This window comes from Streptomyces sp. NPDC017529, from assembly GCF_044329785.1.
Classification (GTDB): Bacteria; Actinomycetota; Actinomycetes; order Streptomycetales; family Streptomycetaceae; genus Streptomyces.
In genome coordinates this window covers 432968-450374 of record NZ_JBIRJY010000003.1, presented here as the reverse complement: position 1 = coordinate 450374, position 17407 = coordinate 432968, and the positions used below count along the sequence as shown (strand labels likewise).

The window sequence follows — 17407 nt, the reverse complement described above, 5'->3', positions numbered from 1 at the left end:
CCGTACGGCAGCATGCCGTGGACGCCGTCCAAGAGATCCGCCCCATCGCGGTCGGGGAGCTGGAGGGGACCATGGCAAGAAGAACCGTGGCAAGAGGAACCATGGCGAGACGAGGCCGGCGCTGTCGCCTCCGTACCGTGTTCGCGTTCACCGTCGCCGCCGCTCTCACCCCGCTCACCCCGCTCGCCCCGCCCCAGGCCACCGCCGGCGGACGGGAGCACGCGCCCGCTCACCGGACCGCCGCGAGCCCCTGCCAAGGCCCCGTGCGCCCCGCGTCCCAGATGGCCGTCCAGCCGTGCGACACCCCGGCCCGGATCATCGAGAAGGCCGCACACATCGTGCCGACCGCGGCCCAACTCGCCTGGCAGCAGCGCGAGGTCACCGCGTTCACGCACTTCGGCATGAACACCTTCACCGGCCGCGAGTGGGGGTCGGGAACCGAGGACCCGAAGTGGTTCGCTCCCCCGCGTATCGACGTGGACCAGTGGATGCGCGCCTACAAGGCGGCGGGCGCCGAGCAGGTCATGCTCACCGCCAAGCACCACGACGGCTTCGTGCTCCACCCCAGCCGCTACACCCCGCACACCGTACGGGCGAGCCCAGGGCAGCCGGACGTCGTCGGCGCGTACGTACGGGCCGCCCGCAAGGCCGGGCTCAAGGTCGGCCTCTATCTCTCCCCGTCCGACGGCGCCGAACTGCCGCACGCCTGGCACGCGCGCTGGGTCGAGGAGGTCCGGCGCAAGCAAGCGGAGGGCAGGCCGCTGAGCCTGCCCGAGCGCGTCGCCCTGGAGGACCGCGGCCGGGCGCCCGCCGGGCTGGGCCGCTTCGGCAACGGCAGCGCGGTCACCGAGCGCACCCTCCCCACCCTCGTCCCCGGAGACGACCGCGCCGACGCCGTACGGGACGGCCGGCTGCCCTCCTTCACCGTCCGGGCCGACGACTATGACGCGTACTACCTCAACCAGGTCTACGAACTGCTCACCCAGTACGGCCCCGTCGAGGAACTGTGGCTGGACGGCGCGAACCCGTGGGCGGGCGCCGGCATCACCCAGAAGTACGACGTGCGGCAGTGGTTCGAGACGATCCGCCGCCTCTCGCCGCGCACGGTCGTCTTCCAGGGGCCGCAGGGCGTGCGCTGGGTCGGCAACGAGAAGGGCGTGGCCCGCGAGACGGAGTGGAGTGTCACCCCGTCCGCCGTCGACCCCTGGTCGGTCCTCTCCGGCGGTCTGCCCAACGACTCCACCGACGCCGACATCGGGTCGCGCGCCAAGCTGCTGGCGCCCGCCACCAAGTACCTCCAGTGGTACCCGGCGGAGGCGGACGTCTCCCTGCGGACGGGCTGGTTCCACCATCCCTGGGAGCGGCCCAAGACGCCGGAGCAGCTCGTGGACCTGTACGAGAAGAGCGTGGGCCGCAACGCGTCGCTGCTGCTCAACGTGCCGCCGGGGCGCGGCGGCCGGATCGCGGCGGCCGACGTGTCCTCCCTCGCCGCCTTCGGGCGGGCCGTGCGGGACACGTACGGCAGGAACGTCCTGGAAGGGGTGCCGGGCGCGCGGCCCGGAGGCGTCCCGTTCGACCGGGTCGGGCTGGGCGAGGACCTGCGGTTCGGGCAGCGGGTGGAACGGTTCGCCGTCGAGGCGCGGACCGGCGGGGCGTGGCGGCGGATCGCGGAGGGGACGACCGTCGGGCACCGGCGGATCCTGGCCCTGCCCGCGCCGGTGACCGCCGACGCCGTACGCGTACGGGTCCTCGCGGCGCGCGCCGCCCCGCGCCTGAAGCCGGTCACCGCCCACCTGTCCCGGCGCTGACCCGGCCCCGACCCGGCCCGCGTCAGCCGTAAGGCGACCCCGGGCGCGCGGGGGTGAACGGCGTCCGATACGTTGACCTCGTGAGCAATCTGGTCAAGAAGAACGCCCTGCGCGCCGGAACCGTCACGGCCGGCACCGCGCTGCTGCTGCTGATGTCGTCCCCCGCGTTCGCGCTCACCCGCGACGATGGTGACGACCCGGGTCCGGGCCTGAGTGTCGTCCAGACGCTCGGCCTCTATGTCGCCGCTCCCGTCGTCCTGTTCCTGGTCATCGCCGGCCTGGTCATGGCCGGTGACAAGTCCCGCAAGCAGTCCAAGGGCTGATCCAGGGCACTCCTGACGCCTCGAAAAGGGCGTCCGCAGGTTCGCGAGAACCTGCGGACGCCCTTTTTTGCGTTCCGGCGCCTAAAGGCTGCATTCCGTCTGGAGGTCGCCTTCACACGGGCCTAACCTACGATGGCGTAACCTACGGAGCCGTAGGTACCCCCGTCCCCCAGGAGCTCTCTTGACCATCGCCCCCGACCGCCATGCCACCCAGCGCGGCCAGGCCGCATGGAGCGACGCCCGGCTGCTGTACGCACTCGAAGAGGTCGTCGAGAAGGAACTCAACCGGCACCTGAAGGTCGCCAAGGAGTGGATGCCGCACGAGTACGTGCCGTGGAGCGACGGCCGGAACTTCGACGGCGTCATGGGCGGCGAGCCCTGGGCCCCCGAGCAGTCCAAGGTGTCCGGCATCGGACGGATCGCCCTGGTGGTGAACCTGCTGACCGAGGACAACCTGCCCAGCTACCACCACGAGATCGCCTCCCTCTTCGGGCGGGACGGCGCCTGGGGCACCTGGGTGCACCGCTGGACCGCGGAGGAGGGCCGGCACGGCATCGTCATGCGGGACTACCTGCTCACCAGCCGGGCCGTGGACCCGGTCGAGCTGGAGCGGTTCCGCATGGCGCACATGTCGGCGGGCTTCGAGTCCGACAACGCGCACAGCATGCTGCACTCGGTGGCGTACGTCGCCTTCCAGGAGCTGGCGACCCGCATCTCGCACCGCAACACCGGCCACCACTCCGGCGACCCGGTCTGCGACCGGATGCTGGCGCGCATCGCCACCGACGAGAACCTCCACATGGTCTTCTACCGGAACCTCCTCGGCGCCGCCTTCGAGCTCGCGCCCGACCAGACCATGTGCGCCGTACGGGACGTCGTCACGGGCTTCCGCATGCCCGGACACGGCATGCCCGGCTTCGAGCGCGCCGCGGCCAGGATGGCGCTGGGGCGCATCTACAACCTGCGCATCCACCACGACGACGTGCTCCAGCCGGTGCTGCGCTTCCTGAAGGTCATGGAGATCGGCGGCCTCGGCCCGGCCGGGCTGCGCGCCCAGGAGGAACTGGGGCTGTTCATGGGCGGGCTGGACGACCAGGCGCGCAAATTCGACGAGCGGCTGGAGGCCCGGGAGGCCCGCCGCGCGGCGAGGGGCTAGCGAGGCCCGGCCGTACGGCTGCGTACGCTGCCCGCATGGCCGACTGGGACATCAAGAAGCTGCGCATCCTGCGCACCCTCCACGAGCTGGGCACGGTCACCGCGGCCGCCGAAGCGCTGCACCTGACGCCCTCGGCGGTCTCGCAGCAGCTGACCGGGCTGGCCAGACAGCTCGGGGTGACACTCCTGGAGGCCCACGGCCGGCGCGTCCGCCTGACGGACGCCGCACAGCTGGTCCTGCGGCACGCCGAAGCCGTCTTCGCGCAGCTGGAGCGCGCGGACGCCGAGCTGCTCGGCTACCTCCAGGGCGAGGCGGGCGAGGTGCGGGTCGGCGCGTTCTCCACCGCGATCCCCGCGCTGGTGGTCCCCGCGGTACAGGAGCTGCGCCGCTCGCACCCCGGCCTCGCCGTGTCCGTGCGGGAGGCGGAGGCGGCGGAGGCGTACGAGCTGCTGGCGGAGGGCAGCGTCGACCTCGCGCTCTCGCTGGCCGCGCACGCGCCGACGCCCCGCGACCCGAAGTTCGCGCGGTTCTCGCTGCTGGCCGACCCGCTGGACGTGGCGCTGCCCGCCGGGCACCCGCTGGCCGGCGAGCCGGGGCTGCGGCTGGCCGACTTGGCGGACGAGCAGTGGATCTTCGGGAGCAGCGGCCCCTGGTCGCAGATCACCACCACCGCGTGCGAGCACGCCGGGTTCGTACCGGAGCGGGCGCACGCCGCGGCCGACTGGGACGCGATCCTCGCCATGGTGGGCGCGGGCATGGGGGTCGCGCTGGTGCCGCGGATGGCGATGTCGGGCGTACGGGGCCGGTCCGGGCCCGTGGGGGGCGAGGGGGGCGCCGCCGCGGTGGCGGTACGGGTGCTCCGGGCCGACCAGCCGCGGCGGCACGTGGTGGCGGCGGTACGGCGTGGGGCGGAGGAGGCGCCGGGCCTGGCGCGGGTGCTGGCCGGGCTCCGGCGGGTGGCCGCGGGGGCAGCCGTACCGCCGGACGAAGCGGCCCGCTGAACCCACCCCACCATTCAGTTCGCCTGAACGTGACCTCCAGAAACTTTCGATAGACCTGGAGTAATCGTTCCTGCAATCGTCGAGGAGACCGCGTCACCCCCTCACCGAAGGGCAGAGATGACCACCACCCCGGCCGTTGCCTCCTCCACCGACCCGCACGCCAACGACGCCGCGCCCTACGGCGGCGGCGACCCCTACGCGGACTACCGCGGCGGCGACTTCCCCTTCACCTCGCTCGTCGACCTCGCCGACCGCCGCTTCGGCGCCGGCGTCATCGCCGCGAACGACGAGTTCTTCGCCGAGCGCGAGAACCTGCTCAAGCCGGGACCCGCGGTGTTCGACCCGGAGCGCTTCGGCCACAAGGGCAAGATCATGGACGGCTGGGAGACCCGGCGGCGGCGCGGGGCCGACGGCGCGCACCCCTTCCCCACCGACGACGAGCACGACTGGGCGCTGATCCGCCTCGCCGCCCCCGGCGTCGTCCGCGGCGTCATCGTCGACACCGCCCACTTCCGCGGCAACTACCCGCAGCAGATCACCGTCGAGGCCACCTCGGTCCCCGGCAGCCCCGGACCCGAGGACCTGCTCGCCGACGGCGTGAAGTGGGAGGAGATCGTCCCGCGCACGCCGGTACGCGGCCACGCCGCCAACGGCTTCGAGGTCACCGCCGAACGCCGCTTCACCCACCTGCGGCTCAAGCAGCACCCCGACGGCGGCATCGCCCGGCTGCGGGTGCACGGCGAGGTCGTGCCCGACCCGGCCTGGCTGGACGTGCTCGGCACCGTCGACCTGCTGTCCGTCCTGAACGGCGGCACCGTAGAGGACGCCTCCGACCGCTTCTACTCCTCGCCCGCGCAGCTCATCCAGCCCGACCTGTCCCGCAAGATGGATGACGGCTGGGAGAACCGCCGCCGCCGCGTCCGCGACACCAACGACTGGGTACGGTTCCGCCTCGCCGCACAGGGCGAGATACGCGCCGTCGAACTCGACACCGCGTACCTGAAGGGCAACGCGGCGGGCTGGGCGGCGCTCTACGGATGCGACGCGCAGACCGCCGACCCGGCCGACGCCGACGCCTGGTTCGAGATCCTGCCGCAGACCAGGCTCCAGCCCGACACCCCGCACCGCTTCGCGCTCCCGCGCACGGTGACCGCCACCCACGTACGGCTGGACGTCTTCCCCGACGGCGGCCTCGCCCGGCTGCGCCTGTACGGCGACCTCACCGACGAGGGCCGCGCCGGACTGGTCCGCCGCTTCGACGACCTGAACGGCTGACACACCCCGCGCGGGGCCGGCCGGAGGGGGGCCGACCGCGCGCCACCACCCCGCCCGGCAGGCGGCAGCACACTATGCGCCCGCCTGCCGGGCGTCACCATGTGGGGGAGCGAGACGCCCCGGGCCGACCGGCCCGGGGCGTCTCGCCATTCCTCAGCGCCGCACGGCCGTCACGCCGCTGCCGCGTCCGCGCGCTGGGCCTTCAGGGCGCGTTCGATGCCGGAGCGGGACTCCGTCACCAGGCGGCGCAGGGCCGCGCTCGGAGCGGCCGAGGCGAGCCAGGCGTCGGTCGCGTCCAGGGTCTCCTGCGAGACCTGGAGGGCCGGGTACATGCCGACCGCGATCTGCTGCGCCATCTCGTGGCTGCGCGCGTCCCAGACGCCCTTGACCTCGGCGAAGTACTTCTCCGCGTACGGGGCCAGCAGTTCCCGCTGGTCGGTCTGGACGAAGCCGCCGATGACCGCTTCCTGCACCGCGTTGGGGAGCTTGTCGCTCTCCACGACCGAGGCCCAGGCCTCCGCCTTCGCCTCGGCGGTCGGCCGGGACGCCCGTGCCGCCGCGGCGTGCCGCTCGCCCGCCGAGGTCCGGTCGCGCTCCAGCTCCGCCTCGATGACCTTCTCGTCGGCGCGGCCGGTCGCGGCCAGCCGCTGCACCAGCGACCAGCGCAGCTCGGTGTCCACGGCCAGGCCCGGGATCTCCTGCGTGCCGTCCAGCAGGCTCTGGAGCAGGTTCAGCTGTGCGTCGGTACGGGCCGCGGCGGCGAACGCGCGGGCCCAGGCCAGCTGGTGGTCGCTGCCGGGGGCCGCGGCCCGCAGCTGCTCCAGCGCCGCCTCGGTCCACTTCGCGAGGCCGGTCTCCCGCCAGTCCGGGGCCGCGTACAGGTCCAGGGCCAGCTTCACCTGCCGGTGCAGCGACTGCACGACGCCGATGTCGGACTCCTTGGTGATGCCCGACAGCACCAGTTCCAGGTACTCGCGGGTGGGCAGCTCGCCGTCCCGCGTCATGTCCCACGCCGACGCCCAGCTCAGCGCGCGCGGCAGCGACTCGGTGAAGTCGCCCAGGTGCTCGGTGACGACCCGCAGGGAGTCCTCGTCCAGGCGGACCTTGGCGTACGACAGGTCGTCGTCGTTGAGGAGGATGACGGCCGGGCGGGGCGTGTTCTCCGGGAACGGCACCTCGGTGCGCTCGCCGTCCACGTCCAGCTCGATCCGGTTCGTACGGACCAGCTTGCCGTCCTTCAGGTCGTAGCAGCCGATCGCGATGCGGTGCGGCCGCAGCACCGGCTCGCCCTTGGCGCCGGCCGGCAGCGCGGGGGCTTCCTGGCGCACGGCGAAGGAGGTGACCGTGCCGTCCTCGGCGACCTGGAGCTCCGGGCGCAGGATGTTGATGCCGGCCGTCTCCAGCCACGCCTTCGACCAGGTCTTCAGGTCCCGCCCGCTGGTCTCCTCCAGCGCGCCGAGCAGGTCGGACAGGCGGGTGTTCTTGAAGGCGTGCGCCTTGAAGTACGCCTGGACGCCCTGGAAGAACTCGTCCCTGCCGACGTACGCGACGAGCTGCTTGAGGACGGACGCGCCCTTCGCGTACGTGATGCCGTCGAAGTTGACCAGGACGTCGTCCAGGTCGCGGATCTCGGCCATGATCGGGTGCGTGGAGGGCAGCTGGTCCTGCCGGTACGCCCAGGTCTTCATGGAGTTGGCGAACGTGGTCCAGGCGTGCGGCCACCGGCTGCCGGGCGCCGCCGCCTGGCAGGCGATGGAGGTGTACGTGGCGAACGACTCGTTCAGCCACAGGTCGTTCCACCACTCCATGGTGACCAGGTCGCCGAACCACATGTGCGCCAGCTCGTGCAGGATGGTCTCGGCACGCGCCTCGTACGCGGCGTCCGTCACCTTCGAGCGGAACACGTACTGGTCGCGGATGGTCACCGCGCCCGCGTTCTCCATCGCGCCCGCGTTGAACTCCGGCACGAACAGCTGGTCGTACTTGGCGAACGGGTACGCGTAGTCGAACTGCTCCTCGAACCAGTCGAAGCCCTGCCGGGTGACCTCGAAGATCGCGTCCGCGTCGAGGTGCTCGGCCAGCGACGGACGGCAGTAGATGCCCAGCGGCACCGAGCGCCCCTCGCCCTCCCAGGTGCTGTGCACGCTGTGGTACGGGCCGGCGATCAGCGCGGTGATGTACGTGGAGATCCGCGGCGTGGGGGCGAAGTGCCACACGTTGTCCCGCGGTTCGGGCGCCGGCGAGTTGGAGATCACCTTCCAGCCCTCGGGGGCCTTCACGGTGAAGGCGAACGTCGCCTTCAGGTCCGGCTGCTCGAAGCTGGCGAACACCCGGCGGGCGTCCGGCACCTCGAACTGCGTGTAGAGGTAGGCCTGCTGGTCGACCGGGTCGACGAAGCGGTGCAGCCCCTCGCCGGTGTTGGTGTACGCGCAGTCCGCGACGACCGTCAGCTCGTTGCGGCCCTCCCGCAGCCCCGGCAGCGCGATCCGGGAGTCCTGGAACACCGTGCCGGGGTCCAGGGGCTCACCGTTGAGCACCACCTCGCGCACGGTCGGCGCCACCAGGTCGATGAACGATTCCGCACCCGCCTCGGCGACGTCGAACCGCACCGTGGTCACCGACCGGTAGGTGCCGCCCTCGCCCGCCTCCTGCGCGCCGGAGAGGTCCAGATCGATCTCGTACGCGTCCACGCTGATCAGCCGCGCCCGCTGCTGCGCCTCGTCGCGGGTCAGATTCGTGCCAGGCACCCGTTCATCTCCTTCGCTTCGGACTTTGGGCCATCCTTCCACGCGGCGCGGGATCACCCGATAGAGGGCAACGGCGGATATCGTGCGTTCCAGAGCGGCCGCCGACCTTACGCTCCGGCTGAAAGGAGGCGCCGCGATGACCCTGATGCATCACGACACTGTTGAGGACATCATGCGGGCCGAGAAGGGCCACGAGCTGCTGCGCTTTCTGGAGAAGATCCCCGAGCTGGATCAGCTCAAGATCGAGCTCATCGACGGAAAGATCGTTATGCAGGCGTCGGCAGCACCGTTCCACAACTACATCGTTGCTCTGCTCACCGCGCAGATGATCAGCGAGGGGAGGATGGTGCTGCCCGAGCAGGCGCTCGTCTCCGAAATTTCCAGTTTCGAGCCCAAGGCCGATCTCACGATCACCACCGAGGAAGCGGTCCGCAACAACCCGAACCCCCTCCCCGCCGACCGCGTCGACCTCGTCGTGGAAGTCGTCTCCTCCGACCGGGACAGCGACTACATCAAGAAGCGCTTCTGGTACGCGATGAGCCGCATCCCGCTCTACCTGCTCATCGACCCCAACGAGTGCATGATCGAGCTGTACTCGGAGCCGGACCACCTGAGCTACCGCCGGGTGGACCCGTACCGGTTCGGCGACCCGGTGCCGCTGCCCGAGCCGTTCTCGTTCGCGGTCGACACCACGCGGTTCAAGCCGTACCCGCCCAAGCTGCCGTAGGCCCGCCCCACCTCCACGTCCGATTCCCGCCGGAAACGGGCCGGATGCACGCCCACCCTGTACGTATGACGACGTACCCACCTCTCCCCATCCCCGAAGCGGCCCTCAAGGAACTGCGCGTCTCGGACGACTCCGGGCGGGTCATGGAGGCATTCGCCGCCGGGAGCGCGAACGATCACGTGGACAGCGTGGGCAGCCCGCTGCGCTGCTGTCTGCGGCCCATCAGGGAAGGCGAGCGGGTCGCGCTCGTCTCGTACGCGCCGCTTCGGCGGTGGGCCGAGGAGCGGCGGGTGCGGCCGGGGGCTTACGACGAGTGCGGACCGGTGTTCATCCATGCCGGGGAGTGCGGCGGGCCGGACGGCAACCGCACGGGATACCCCTTCGCGCGGCCGGGGGCGCTGCGGACGCTGCGGCGGTACGACGCGGACGGGCACATCGTGGGCGGGCGGTTCTTCGAGATCCCGGAGGATGCGGAGGCCGGGTTCGACGCGGCCTTCGCGGAGGCGTTCGTCGAGCCGGACGTGGTGCTGGTGCACGTGCGCGCCCTCGAATACGGGTGCTTCCACTTCGAGGCGCGGCGGCCGTAGCCGTACGCACGGATATGCCTCGGGGCCCGTACGGAAGATCCGTACGGGCCCTCGGCATCTGCGGAAACGTCTCAGCCGCGCAGTTCCGCCGCGACCAGCTCCGCGATCTGGACCGCGTTGAGGGCCGCGCCCTTGCGCAGGTTGTCGTTGGACAGGAACAGGGACAGGCCGTGGTCGACCGTTTCGTCCCTGCGGATGCGGCCCACGTAGGACGCGTCCTGGCCGGCGGCCTGGAGCGGGGTGGGCACGTGCGAGAGGGCGACGCCGGGGGCGCCGGCCAGCAGCTCGTTGGCGCGCTCGGGAGAGATCTCGCGCTCGAAACGGGCGTTGACCTGGAGCGAGTGGCCGCTGAAGACCGGGACGCGCACGCAGGTGCCGGAGACCTTCAGGCCCGGGATCTCCAGGATCTTGCGGCTCTCGTTGCGGAGCTTCTGCTCCTCGTCGGTCTCGTTCAGACCGTCGTCGACGATGGAGCCGGCCATCGGCAGCACGTTGAAGGCGATCGGGCGGACGTACTTGTCCGGCTCGGGGAAGTCGATGGCCGAGCCGTCGTGGGTGAGCTTGGTGGCGTCCTGCTCGACGGCCTTGCGTACCTGCTCGTCCAGCTCGGCGACGCCCGCCAGGCCGCTGCCGGACACCGCCTGGTAGGTGGCGACGACCAGCGCGGTCAGCCCGGCCTCGGCGTGCAGCGGGCGCAGCACCGGCATGGCGGCCATGGTCGTGCAGTTCGGGTTGGCGATGATGCCCTTGCGGCGCTCGGAGATCGCCTGCGGGTTGACCTCGGAGACGATCAGCGGGACGTCGGGGTCCATCCGCCAGGCGGAGGAGTTGTCGATCACGACCGGGCCCGCGTCGGCGACCTTGGGGGCCAGCGCCTTGGAGGTCGCGCCGCCGGCGGAGAAGAGCACGATGTCCAGGCCGGAGTAGTCCGCGGTGGCCGCGTCCTCGATCGTGATCTCGGTGTCCTGCCAGGGGAGCGTACGCCCGGCGGAGCGGGCCGAGGCGAACAGTCGCAGCTGCTCCACCGGGAAGTTCCGCTCGGCGAGAATGCCCCGCATCACGCCGCCGACCTGACCGGTGGCTCCGACGATTCCGATCCTCATGGCACTCCTTGTTCGGTACGTACAGCAGCGGAACGGGTGCCGGCTGGGGCACCCGCCCCGTTACTGTCCACTATCTCAGGCCGTCACGACACGACCTTTTCGATGCGCACGCTGCCACTGCCCGCGACCGTTCCGGAAGCGGTCAGCAGCCGGGCCTCCCCGAAGAAGGCGCGTCCTTCGGGAGCTGGTCCCGCGACCGATACCTCGGCCGTGACCTGCGTCGATGTGCCGCTACCCAGCTTCACCTGTTTCGATTCGTCCGTCTTGAGGCTGCCGAGCGCGGGGGAGTAATACACATCACGGTAGTCGTAGGCGGTGCTGCCGGCGGGGACCGCGAAGCCGTCCACGACGACGGTGTACGTGCCGGGCGCGGGCTTGGCGATGCTGACCGCCTCGTCCGAGCTGCCGGTCGCCGACGACGCGACGACCTTGCCGCCGAGCAGGACGCTCAGGTCGAGGTCGGCCTTGGTGTCGGCGGGCGCGCCGATCGCGGCGTCCAGGCGGGACACGCCGTCGCCCACGACGACCTCGTACCGCTGCGACGTGCCCTCCTTGACCGTCGGGCGTTCGGTGCGGGACGAGCCCAGCTCGCTGCCCTTGAGGGTGCCCTCGACGGCGGCGAAGGCGTTGGCGACCTTCCACGTCACCGGGCCCGGGGTGCCGGCCTTGGCCTCCGGCAGGACGCGGACGGCCGGGTCGAAGGTGACGCCCAGCGCGGACGCGGTGACCGTGTAGGGGTTGTCCAGCAGCGGCGAGGTGCGCCGCGACTCGACTTCGAGCTCCCAGACGCCGGGCGCGGGGTTCTTGTAGGTGCGCCGCGTCGGGTCGCAGGTGTTGGCGGGGTTGGGGTAGTTCGGGTAGCAGTTGGGGGTGCCGGTCGGGTCGGCCGGGACGCCCTGCGGGGTGAGGGCGATCCAGCGCGTCTGACTGCCGGCGGCGAGCCCGCTCATCGAGACCTCAAGGGCCTTGGCGCCCTTGGGGACGGTGATGAAGTGGGAGGTGGTGGCGTTGCGCTGGACGGTGCCGGACGCGGCGAGCGCGTGGGTGGGCGCGGCCAGCGGTTCGGCGGCCACGACAGTGGCGAGGATCTTGCGGTCCACGCCCTCGGTGCGCGGGTCGTCCAGGTCCAGGGTGACGCTGTGGATGCCGGCGGTGCGGGGCCTGGCGGTGATCTCGACGGTCACCGGCTGGTTCAGCGGCAGCCAGACCGCGCCGTCCTCGTCCGGCAGGTCGAAGGTGCCGTCGTTGTTGATCAGGTCCAGCTCGTGGCGGACGGGACGGTCGGGTCCGGTGGTGCGGGTGAGGGTCACCTCGTACGTGCGTGACTGCCGGACCTTGAGGCCGCCCTCGCGGTCGTAGAGGCCGGTGCCGTAGCCCGGCGTCTTCAGGTAGTCGGACAGGGCCGTCTTCACGGGGGCGCGGACGGTGTACTCATGGGCGGCGGCGCCGTCACGGATCGCGGACCAGGCGGCGCGGATGTCCATCAGGCCGGCACCCTGCTCGTACGACTGGAAGCCCTTGATCTGCTTGGCGGTCGAGGTCAGCGCGGTGCGCAGCTTCGCCGGGGGCAGCGCGACGCGCTGCTGCTTCGCGGCGGACAGCAGCAGGGCCGAGGCGCCGGTGGCCTGCGGTGCGGCCATCGAGGTGCCCTGGAGCATGGCGTAGCCGGGCGGCAGCTGGTAGCCCGCCTCGGCGGTGGGGCCGCCGGGCTCCCAGGTGGGGATGGTGTTGACGGAGGCGCCGGGCGCGGTGATGACCGGGGTGAAGCCGCCGTCCTCGCGCGGGCCGCGGGAGGAGAACGGGAGCATGGCGTACTTGCGCGTCACGGCCGAGCCGTAGTTGGCCGCCCAGGTCTCCTTCGAGACGGACGCGCCGACGCTGACGACCTTGTCGGCCAGGCCGGGGTCGCCGATGGTGTTGGCGCCGGGGCCGCTGTTGCCCGCCGAGATGACCAGCTGGACGCCGTAGGTGTCGATCAGCCGGGTGTACAGCTCGGCGCGCGCGTTGTTGCCGTCGTTCAGCGCGGGCAGGCCGCCGATCGACATGTTGACGATGTCGACACCGCGCTTGGTGACGAGGTCGATCATGCCCTCGGTGAGCGCGATGTTGGTGCAGCCGCCGCTCCAGGTGCAGGCGCGCGAGGAGACCAGCTTGGCGCCGGGCGCCGCGCCGTTCATCTTCCCGCCGAACAGGCCGTTCGCCGCGGTGATGCCCGCGACGTGCGTGCCGTGCTCCGACTCGACGACGCCGATGTTGACGAAGTCGGCCTTCTTGCCCGCCCAGTCCCCGCCGAGCGGGTCCATCGGGACGTCCTTGCGGATCTCCACCGTGAAGGGGATGCGCTCGGCGATCGGGGTGTCCGGCTTGTCGGTGCCGAAGTAGGCGACGTCGAAGCCGTCCTTGTACGGCTTCATGGGGGCGTCGTCGGTGAAGTCGCCGTTGTCGTTCAGGTCCACCCGGACCGTGCCGGCGGCCGGGTCGTACAGCACGCCCCAGCGGTCGGTGGTGTCCCCGTCGCGGTTCAGGTCGCCCTTCATGTCGCCGCCGGTGGTGGCGGCCTCGGCGAAGGTGCTGATGCGGTACGAGCCTTCGGGCGCCTTGTAGGTCCGGCCGTTGTAAGTGAAGGAGGGGCCGGAGACGGCGGTGGTCATCGGGCGCCAGGTCTGGTCGCCGTCGCCGACCGGGTCGGTCGCGGTCACCCAGTCGACGATCTTGCGCTCGCCGGTGGTGGTCTTCTGGAGCGCGGGGTGCGCCAGGTCCACGCCGGAGTCGAGGATGCCGATGGTCACGCCGCGGCCGTCGGCCTTGGGGTGGTCACGGACGAAGTCCACCGCGCCGGTCTCGAAGGCCGGCTGGTAGGGGTTCTTCGCCGGGGTGTCCTTGCCGGGCGCCGGGTAACTTCCGGCCTGCGGCTTGCCCTTGGCACTGCTGCCGGCGCCGGGCCGCGGGTCCGGGAGCTTGATCTCCTGCCGGAGGTCGATGGCGTGCACGGACGACAGTTTCTGCATCCGGGCGACGGCGGCGTCGGCCTGGGCGGTGGGCACGGTGGCCCGTACGTAGCCGAGCTTGTCGTCCGTACGCCCGACGGAGGCGCCCTTCAGGGAGTCCAGCCCGGCGGCCGCCTGCTCGGTGGCGCCGGGCGCGGTGGCCAGCATCATCGAGACGAACCGGGCGCCGCCCGCCTTGGCCTTGGCGAGCAGCTCGGCGTCCTGCGAACCGAGCTTGTCCCGCGAGGGCTTCGGCACGGACGCGGCGCCGGCGGATATTCGGGCGTCGTCGCCGTCCGCCGCGAGGGCGGGTCCGGCAGCCAGTACGGGCCCGGCCGCGGTCGCGACCGCTACGGCCGCGACGGCCGCGAGCCGGGCCGTGCGTCTGGCCCGGCCGGCGGCCGGACGGGGGGTGTCGGGGGTCATGGCACACCTCTTCAAGGTGAAGGGTCCGGAAATCGGACCTGTATGACCGTTCAATATGACGTAAGGGGACGGTGTTTGGGGAGGCCTGTGATCACAAGGTTGTGAACATTGGCGCGGGCTGTGTGTCCGGCGCCCGGCCGCTCCGGGCCGCCCGCCTACCCCGTGAAATGAACCTCCGGTGACCTCGGCCCGCCCCTGGCCCGAGGGCCCGGTAACCATCGCCGGCCGCTGTGATCCCTGTCCGGCGATCGGCGGACGGCGTTGCCGCACGGTTCACCCGAGGTCCATTACGGCTGCCAACGCTCCCTGGTGAGGGGAGCAGTTGCGGGGGTTCCGCGCTGCCCCCGCCGCTGCCCGTCCGTACCAGGGAGCTCGCCCATGCCCCGTACACGGTCCGCCGCCCCCACCGCCCCCACCGCCCCCGACGTGCACCGCCGCGCCTTCCTCGCCACCGCCGGTGCCGTCGGCGCGACCACCGCCCTCGCGCTGGCCTACGGGACCGACGCCGCACCGACCGCCGCGCCGGACAGTCCCGCCCCGCCCCTCGTCGCACCGGAACCCATCGCTCCGCTGCCCGTGCCCCCGGTGCCCTATACCGAGGGCACCACCCTCGCCTCGGTGTCCACCCCACTCGGCACGGCCGGGTACCGCAGGCTCGCCGAGGGTCCCGGCTGGGACCGCGTCGTACGGTGCGAACTCGCCGACGCGCGGCCGGGGCGGGCCGGCCGGCGCACCGTCCTGGCGTCCTTCGTGCAGCTCACCGACCTGCACGTGGTCGATGTGCAGAACCCGCTGCGGCACGAGTACCTGCGGGTACGGGCCGCGGGCGCCTGGCGGCCGCAGGAGGCGCTGTCGGTCGCCGGGGCCGTCTCGCTCGTCGAGCGGATCAACAGCCTGCCCGGCGGGCCCGCCACCGGCGCGCCGCTGTCCTTCGCGATGACCACCGGCGACAACACGGACAACAACTCCCGCATCGAACTGGACTGGTTCCTGACCGCGATGAGCGGCGGGCGGATCACCCCCAACTCCGGCGACCCCCGGCACTACGAAGGCGTGCAGAACAGCGGCCACCCGCTCTACTGGCAGCCGGACAGCGCGTTGCGCGACGCGGACAAGCTGCGCGGGTTCCCCGGCGTGCCGGGCTTCCTGGAGGCGGCGACCCGTACGGTCACCAGCCCCGGCCTGCACCTGCCCTGGTACTCGACCGTCGGCAACCACGACTCGCTGCCGGGCGGCTGCTGCGCCCCCGACGACCCGTTTCTCGCCGAGGTCGCCACCGGCGCGCGCAAGCTGGAAGTGCTGCCGCCCGACGAGGCGATCCGGGCCTACCGGGCGGTGCGCGGCGGATCCGGCGCCGAGCGGCGGGAGTTCGGGCGGCTGCTGGCGGCGCACGGGAGACGGGCGCGCTCCGTCACCCCGGACGAGCGCCGCGTCCCCTTCACCCGCGCCGAGTACCTGCGCGCCCACCTGGACCCCGCGTACACCGGTCCCGGACCGCACGGCCACGGCTACACCGCTGCCGACCTCGCCGCCGACCGGCTGTACTACACGTTCCGTATCGCGGAGGACGTGGTGGGCGTCAGTCTCGACACCACCGACCCCGGCGGCCACCACACCGGCTCGATCGGCTCGGGGCAGCTGCGCTGGCTCGACCGGGCCCTGCGGACGCACCGCCACGAGAACGTCCTCGTCTTCAGCCACCACACCGGCGACTCCATGGACAACACCCGCCCGGACCCCTCCCGGCCGGCCGAGCGGCGGCACGGCGGCGCGGAACTGGTGGCCCTGCTCGCCCGGCACCGCAACGTGCTGGCCTGGATCAACGGCCACAGCCACCGGAACGCCATCACCCCGCACGGCACCTTCTGGGAGGTCACCACCGCCTCGCACATCGACTTCCCCCAGCTGGCCCGGGTCGTCGAGGTGACGGACAACCGCGACGGCACGCTGTCCCTGTTCACCACGCTCGTGGAGTCCCGCGCGCCGCACCGCGCGGACGCCGGCGACCTTTCGCAGCGGGGCCTGGCCGCGCTCTACCGCGAGCTGTCCTGCAACGCCCCCGGGGCGCGCGGCGATCTCGCCGGGAATCCGGGCGACCGCAACACCGAGCTGCTGCTGAAGCGGCACTGAGCCGTGTGCGCAGGTGTTCCTGCGGGGCCACTCCCCTAGCGCGGCAGCACCACCACGTACGCCCCCGGGTCCTGGTCCTCAGCCGCCATCAGAGCCGTGCGGAGCACCGCGGCCTGCTGCTCGGGCGCGTCACGCAGCTTGCGCGGGGTGACGTGGACGACGGTGAGGCCCAGCTGTTCCAAGTGCTCGCGCTTGCGGGCGTGCTGCGACCAGAGTTCGTCCTCCTCCGGGCGCGGCGCCCGCGCGTCGATCTCCACGGCCACCGCCTGCTCGGGCCAGTACGCGTCCACCCCGCCCAGGTGCGGACCGCCGGGCAGCCGCAGGTCCACGTTCCACAGCGGGTCGGGCAGGCCGTACTCCCGCACCAGTTCGTACAGCCGGCCCTCGGCCATCGCACGGCCCTCGGCCAGCAGCGCGTCCACCGCGTCCACCACGTGCGGCTGGTTCAGCAGCCGCGCCTGGCTCAGCTCCCGCACCACCGCCGTCGCCTCGCAGTGGCCGCCGCGCACCGCCTCGGTCAGCAGCCGGCGGACCGTGCAGGCGTCCGTGAGCCCGCCGACGGCGTCCGCCAGGGCCCGGGGGACGGGGGCCACCGGCACACCGGTGACCCGCTGCGGCACCGGCATGACCGGCGTACGGACGACCTGCGCGAAGCCGGTCGTGCGCAGCCGCCGGGTGCGCGCCACCAGCACCTGGATGCGGTCCAGCGAGAGCAGCGGGGGAGCGGCCGAGAAGCGGTGCAGGGCCAGCGCCGCCAGCCCGGTGATCATCGCCTCCTCCGCGGGCGCGCCGCCGCCCTGCGCGGGCACGTCGGGGACCCGGCTCGCCGCGTACAGCAGGACGGCGTGCAGCCGCTCCTCGCTGGTGGGCGGGCCGGGGTGGAGCAGGTGCACGCCCGGCAGCACCTGCTGCCACGGGCCGCCGGGGCGGCACCGCTCGGCGGCCTCCGCCGCGCCGATGCCGTGCTCGCGCAGTTGCCGGCTGGTCAGCACGCGCGGCCCGGCGCCGTTGCGGCTGTGGAGGGTACGGGGGGAGAGCGGGGTGGGGGACTCCCCGCCGGAGGTTGGGGAAGTGTGGTTCATGCCCGGGCCATTCCCGCTGCCGCGCCGCCTCCTAACGCCTGTTACACGCCCGTCG

Annotated in this window: 12 protein-coding genes; 8 read left to right on the top strand and 4 right to left on the bottom strand. The window is 72.4% G+C overall.

Annotated features, from left to right (window positions below; translation table 11 throughout):
* The first annotated feature begins 101 nt into the window (after positions 1 to 101).
* From ACH4K4_RS09330 to alc, 5 genes are all read left to right on the top strand, one after another.
* Complete coding sequence (locus ACH4K4_RS09330) at positions 102 to 1808, top strand: alpha-L-fucosidase (RefSeq protein WP_398165953.1); 1707 nt, start codon at positions 102 to 104, stop codon at positions 1806 to 1808.
* Positions 1809 to 1888: 80 nt separating this feature from the next.
* The gene (locus ACH4K4_RS09325; protein WP_398165952.1) at positions 1889 to 2131 is read left to right on the top strand and encodes a hypothetical protein; all 243 of its coding nucleotides are present in this window, start codon (positions 1889 to 1891) and stop codon (positions 2129 to 2131) included.
* A gap of 181 nt (positions 2132 to 2312) precedes the next feature.
* Positions 2313 to 3287: an acyl-ACP desaturase gene (locus ACH4K4_RS09320; protein ID WP_398165951.1), complete on the top strand. Its 975-nt coding sequence runs from the start codon at positions 2313 to 2315 to the stop codon at positions 3285 to 3287.
* 35 nt (positions 3288 to 3322) lie between these two features.
* Positions 3323 to 4288: a LysR family transcriptional regulator gene (locus ACH4K4_RS09315; protein ID WP_398165949.1), complete on the top strand. Its 966-nt coding sequence runs from the start codon at positions 3323 to 3325 to the stop codon at positions 4286 to 4288.
* A 117-nt stretch (positions 4289 to 4405) separates the two neighbouring features.
* Entirely contained in the window at positions 4406 to 5563 is a 1158-nt protein-coding gene (gene alc, locus ACH4K4_RS09310) for an allantoicase (protein WP_398165948.1), read from the top strand.
* A gap of 170 nt (positions 5564 to 5733) precedes the next feature.
* On the opposite strand, the gene pepN is transcribed toward alc, so the two are convergent.
* The gene (gene pepN / locus ACH4K4_RS09305) at positions 5734 to 8310 is read right to left on the bottom strand and encodes an aminopeptidase N (protein ID WP_398165946.1); all 2577 of its coding nucleotides are present in this window, start codon (positions 8308 to 8310) and stop codon (positions 5734 to 5736) included.
* 136 nt (positions 8311 to 8446) lie between these two features.
* Here pepN and ACH4K4_RS09300 point away from each other — a divergent pair, with 136 nt between their 5' ends.
* Positions 8447 to 9037 (top strand): Uma2 family endonuclease, encoded by a 591-nt coding sequence (locus tag ACH4K4_RS09300; RefSeq protein ID WP_398165944.1) that lies wholly within the window; start codon positions 8447 to 8449, stop codon positions 9035 to 9037.
* Positions 9038 to 9102: 65 nt separating this feature from the next.
* A complete protein-coding gene (locus ACH4K4_RS09295; protein ID WP_398165942.1) occupies positions 9103 to 9624 on the top strand; it encodes a DUF1203 domain-containing protein in 522 nt (173 codons plus the stop codon).
* A 71-nt stretch (positions 9625 to 9695) separates the two neighbouring features.
* Here the strand turns inward: ACH4K4_RS09295 and ACH4K4_RS09290 are convergent, their stop codons facing one another.
* Positions 9696 to 10727 (bottom strand): aspartate-semialdehyde dehydrogenase, encoded by a 1032-nt coding sequence (locus ACH4K4_RS09290; protein WP_398165940.1) that lies wholly within the window; start codon positions 10725 to 10727, stop codon positions 9696 to 9698.
* Positions 10728 to 10810: 83 nt separating this feature from the next.
* Positions 10811 to 14140: a S8 family serine peptidase gene (locus tag ACH4K4_RS09285; RefSeq protein WP_398165938.1), complete on the bottom strand. Its 3330-nt coding sequence runs from the start codon at positions 14138 to 14140 to the stop codon at positions 10811 to 10813.
* Positions 14141 to 14518: 378 nt separating this feature from the next.
* Here ACH4K4_RS09285 and ACH4K4_RS09280 point away from each other — a divergent pair, with 378 nt between their 5' ends.
* Positions 14519 to 16270 (top strand): TIGR03767 family metallophosphoesterase, encoded by a 1752-nt coding sequence (locus ACH4K4_RS09280; protein WP_398165936.1) that lies wholly within the window; start codon positions 14519 to 14521, stop codon positions 16268 to 16270.
* A gap of 35 nt (positions 16271 to 16305) precedes the next feature.
* On the opposite strand, the gene ACH4K4_RS09275 is transcribed toward ACH4K4_RS09280, so the two are convergent.
* The gene (locus tag ACH4K4_RS09275) at positions 16306 to 17352 is read right to left on the bottom strand and encodes a hypothetical protein (RefSeq protein WP_398165935.1); all 1047 of its coding nucleotides are present in this window, start codon (positions 17350 to 17352) and stop codon (positions 16306 to 16308) included.
* Positions 17353 to 17407 lie beyond the last annotated feature (55 nt).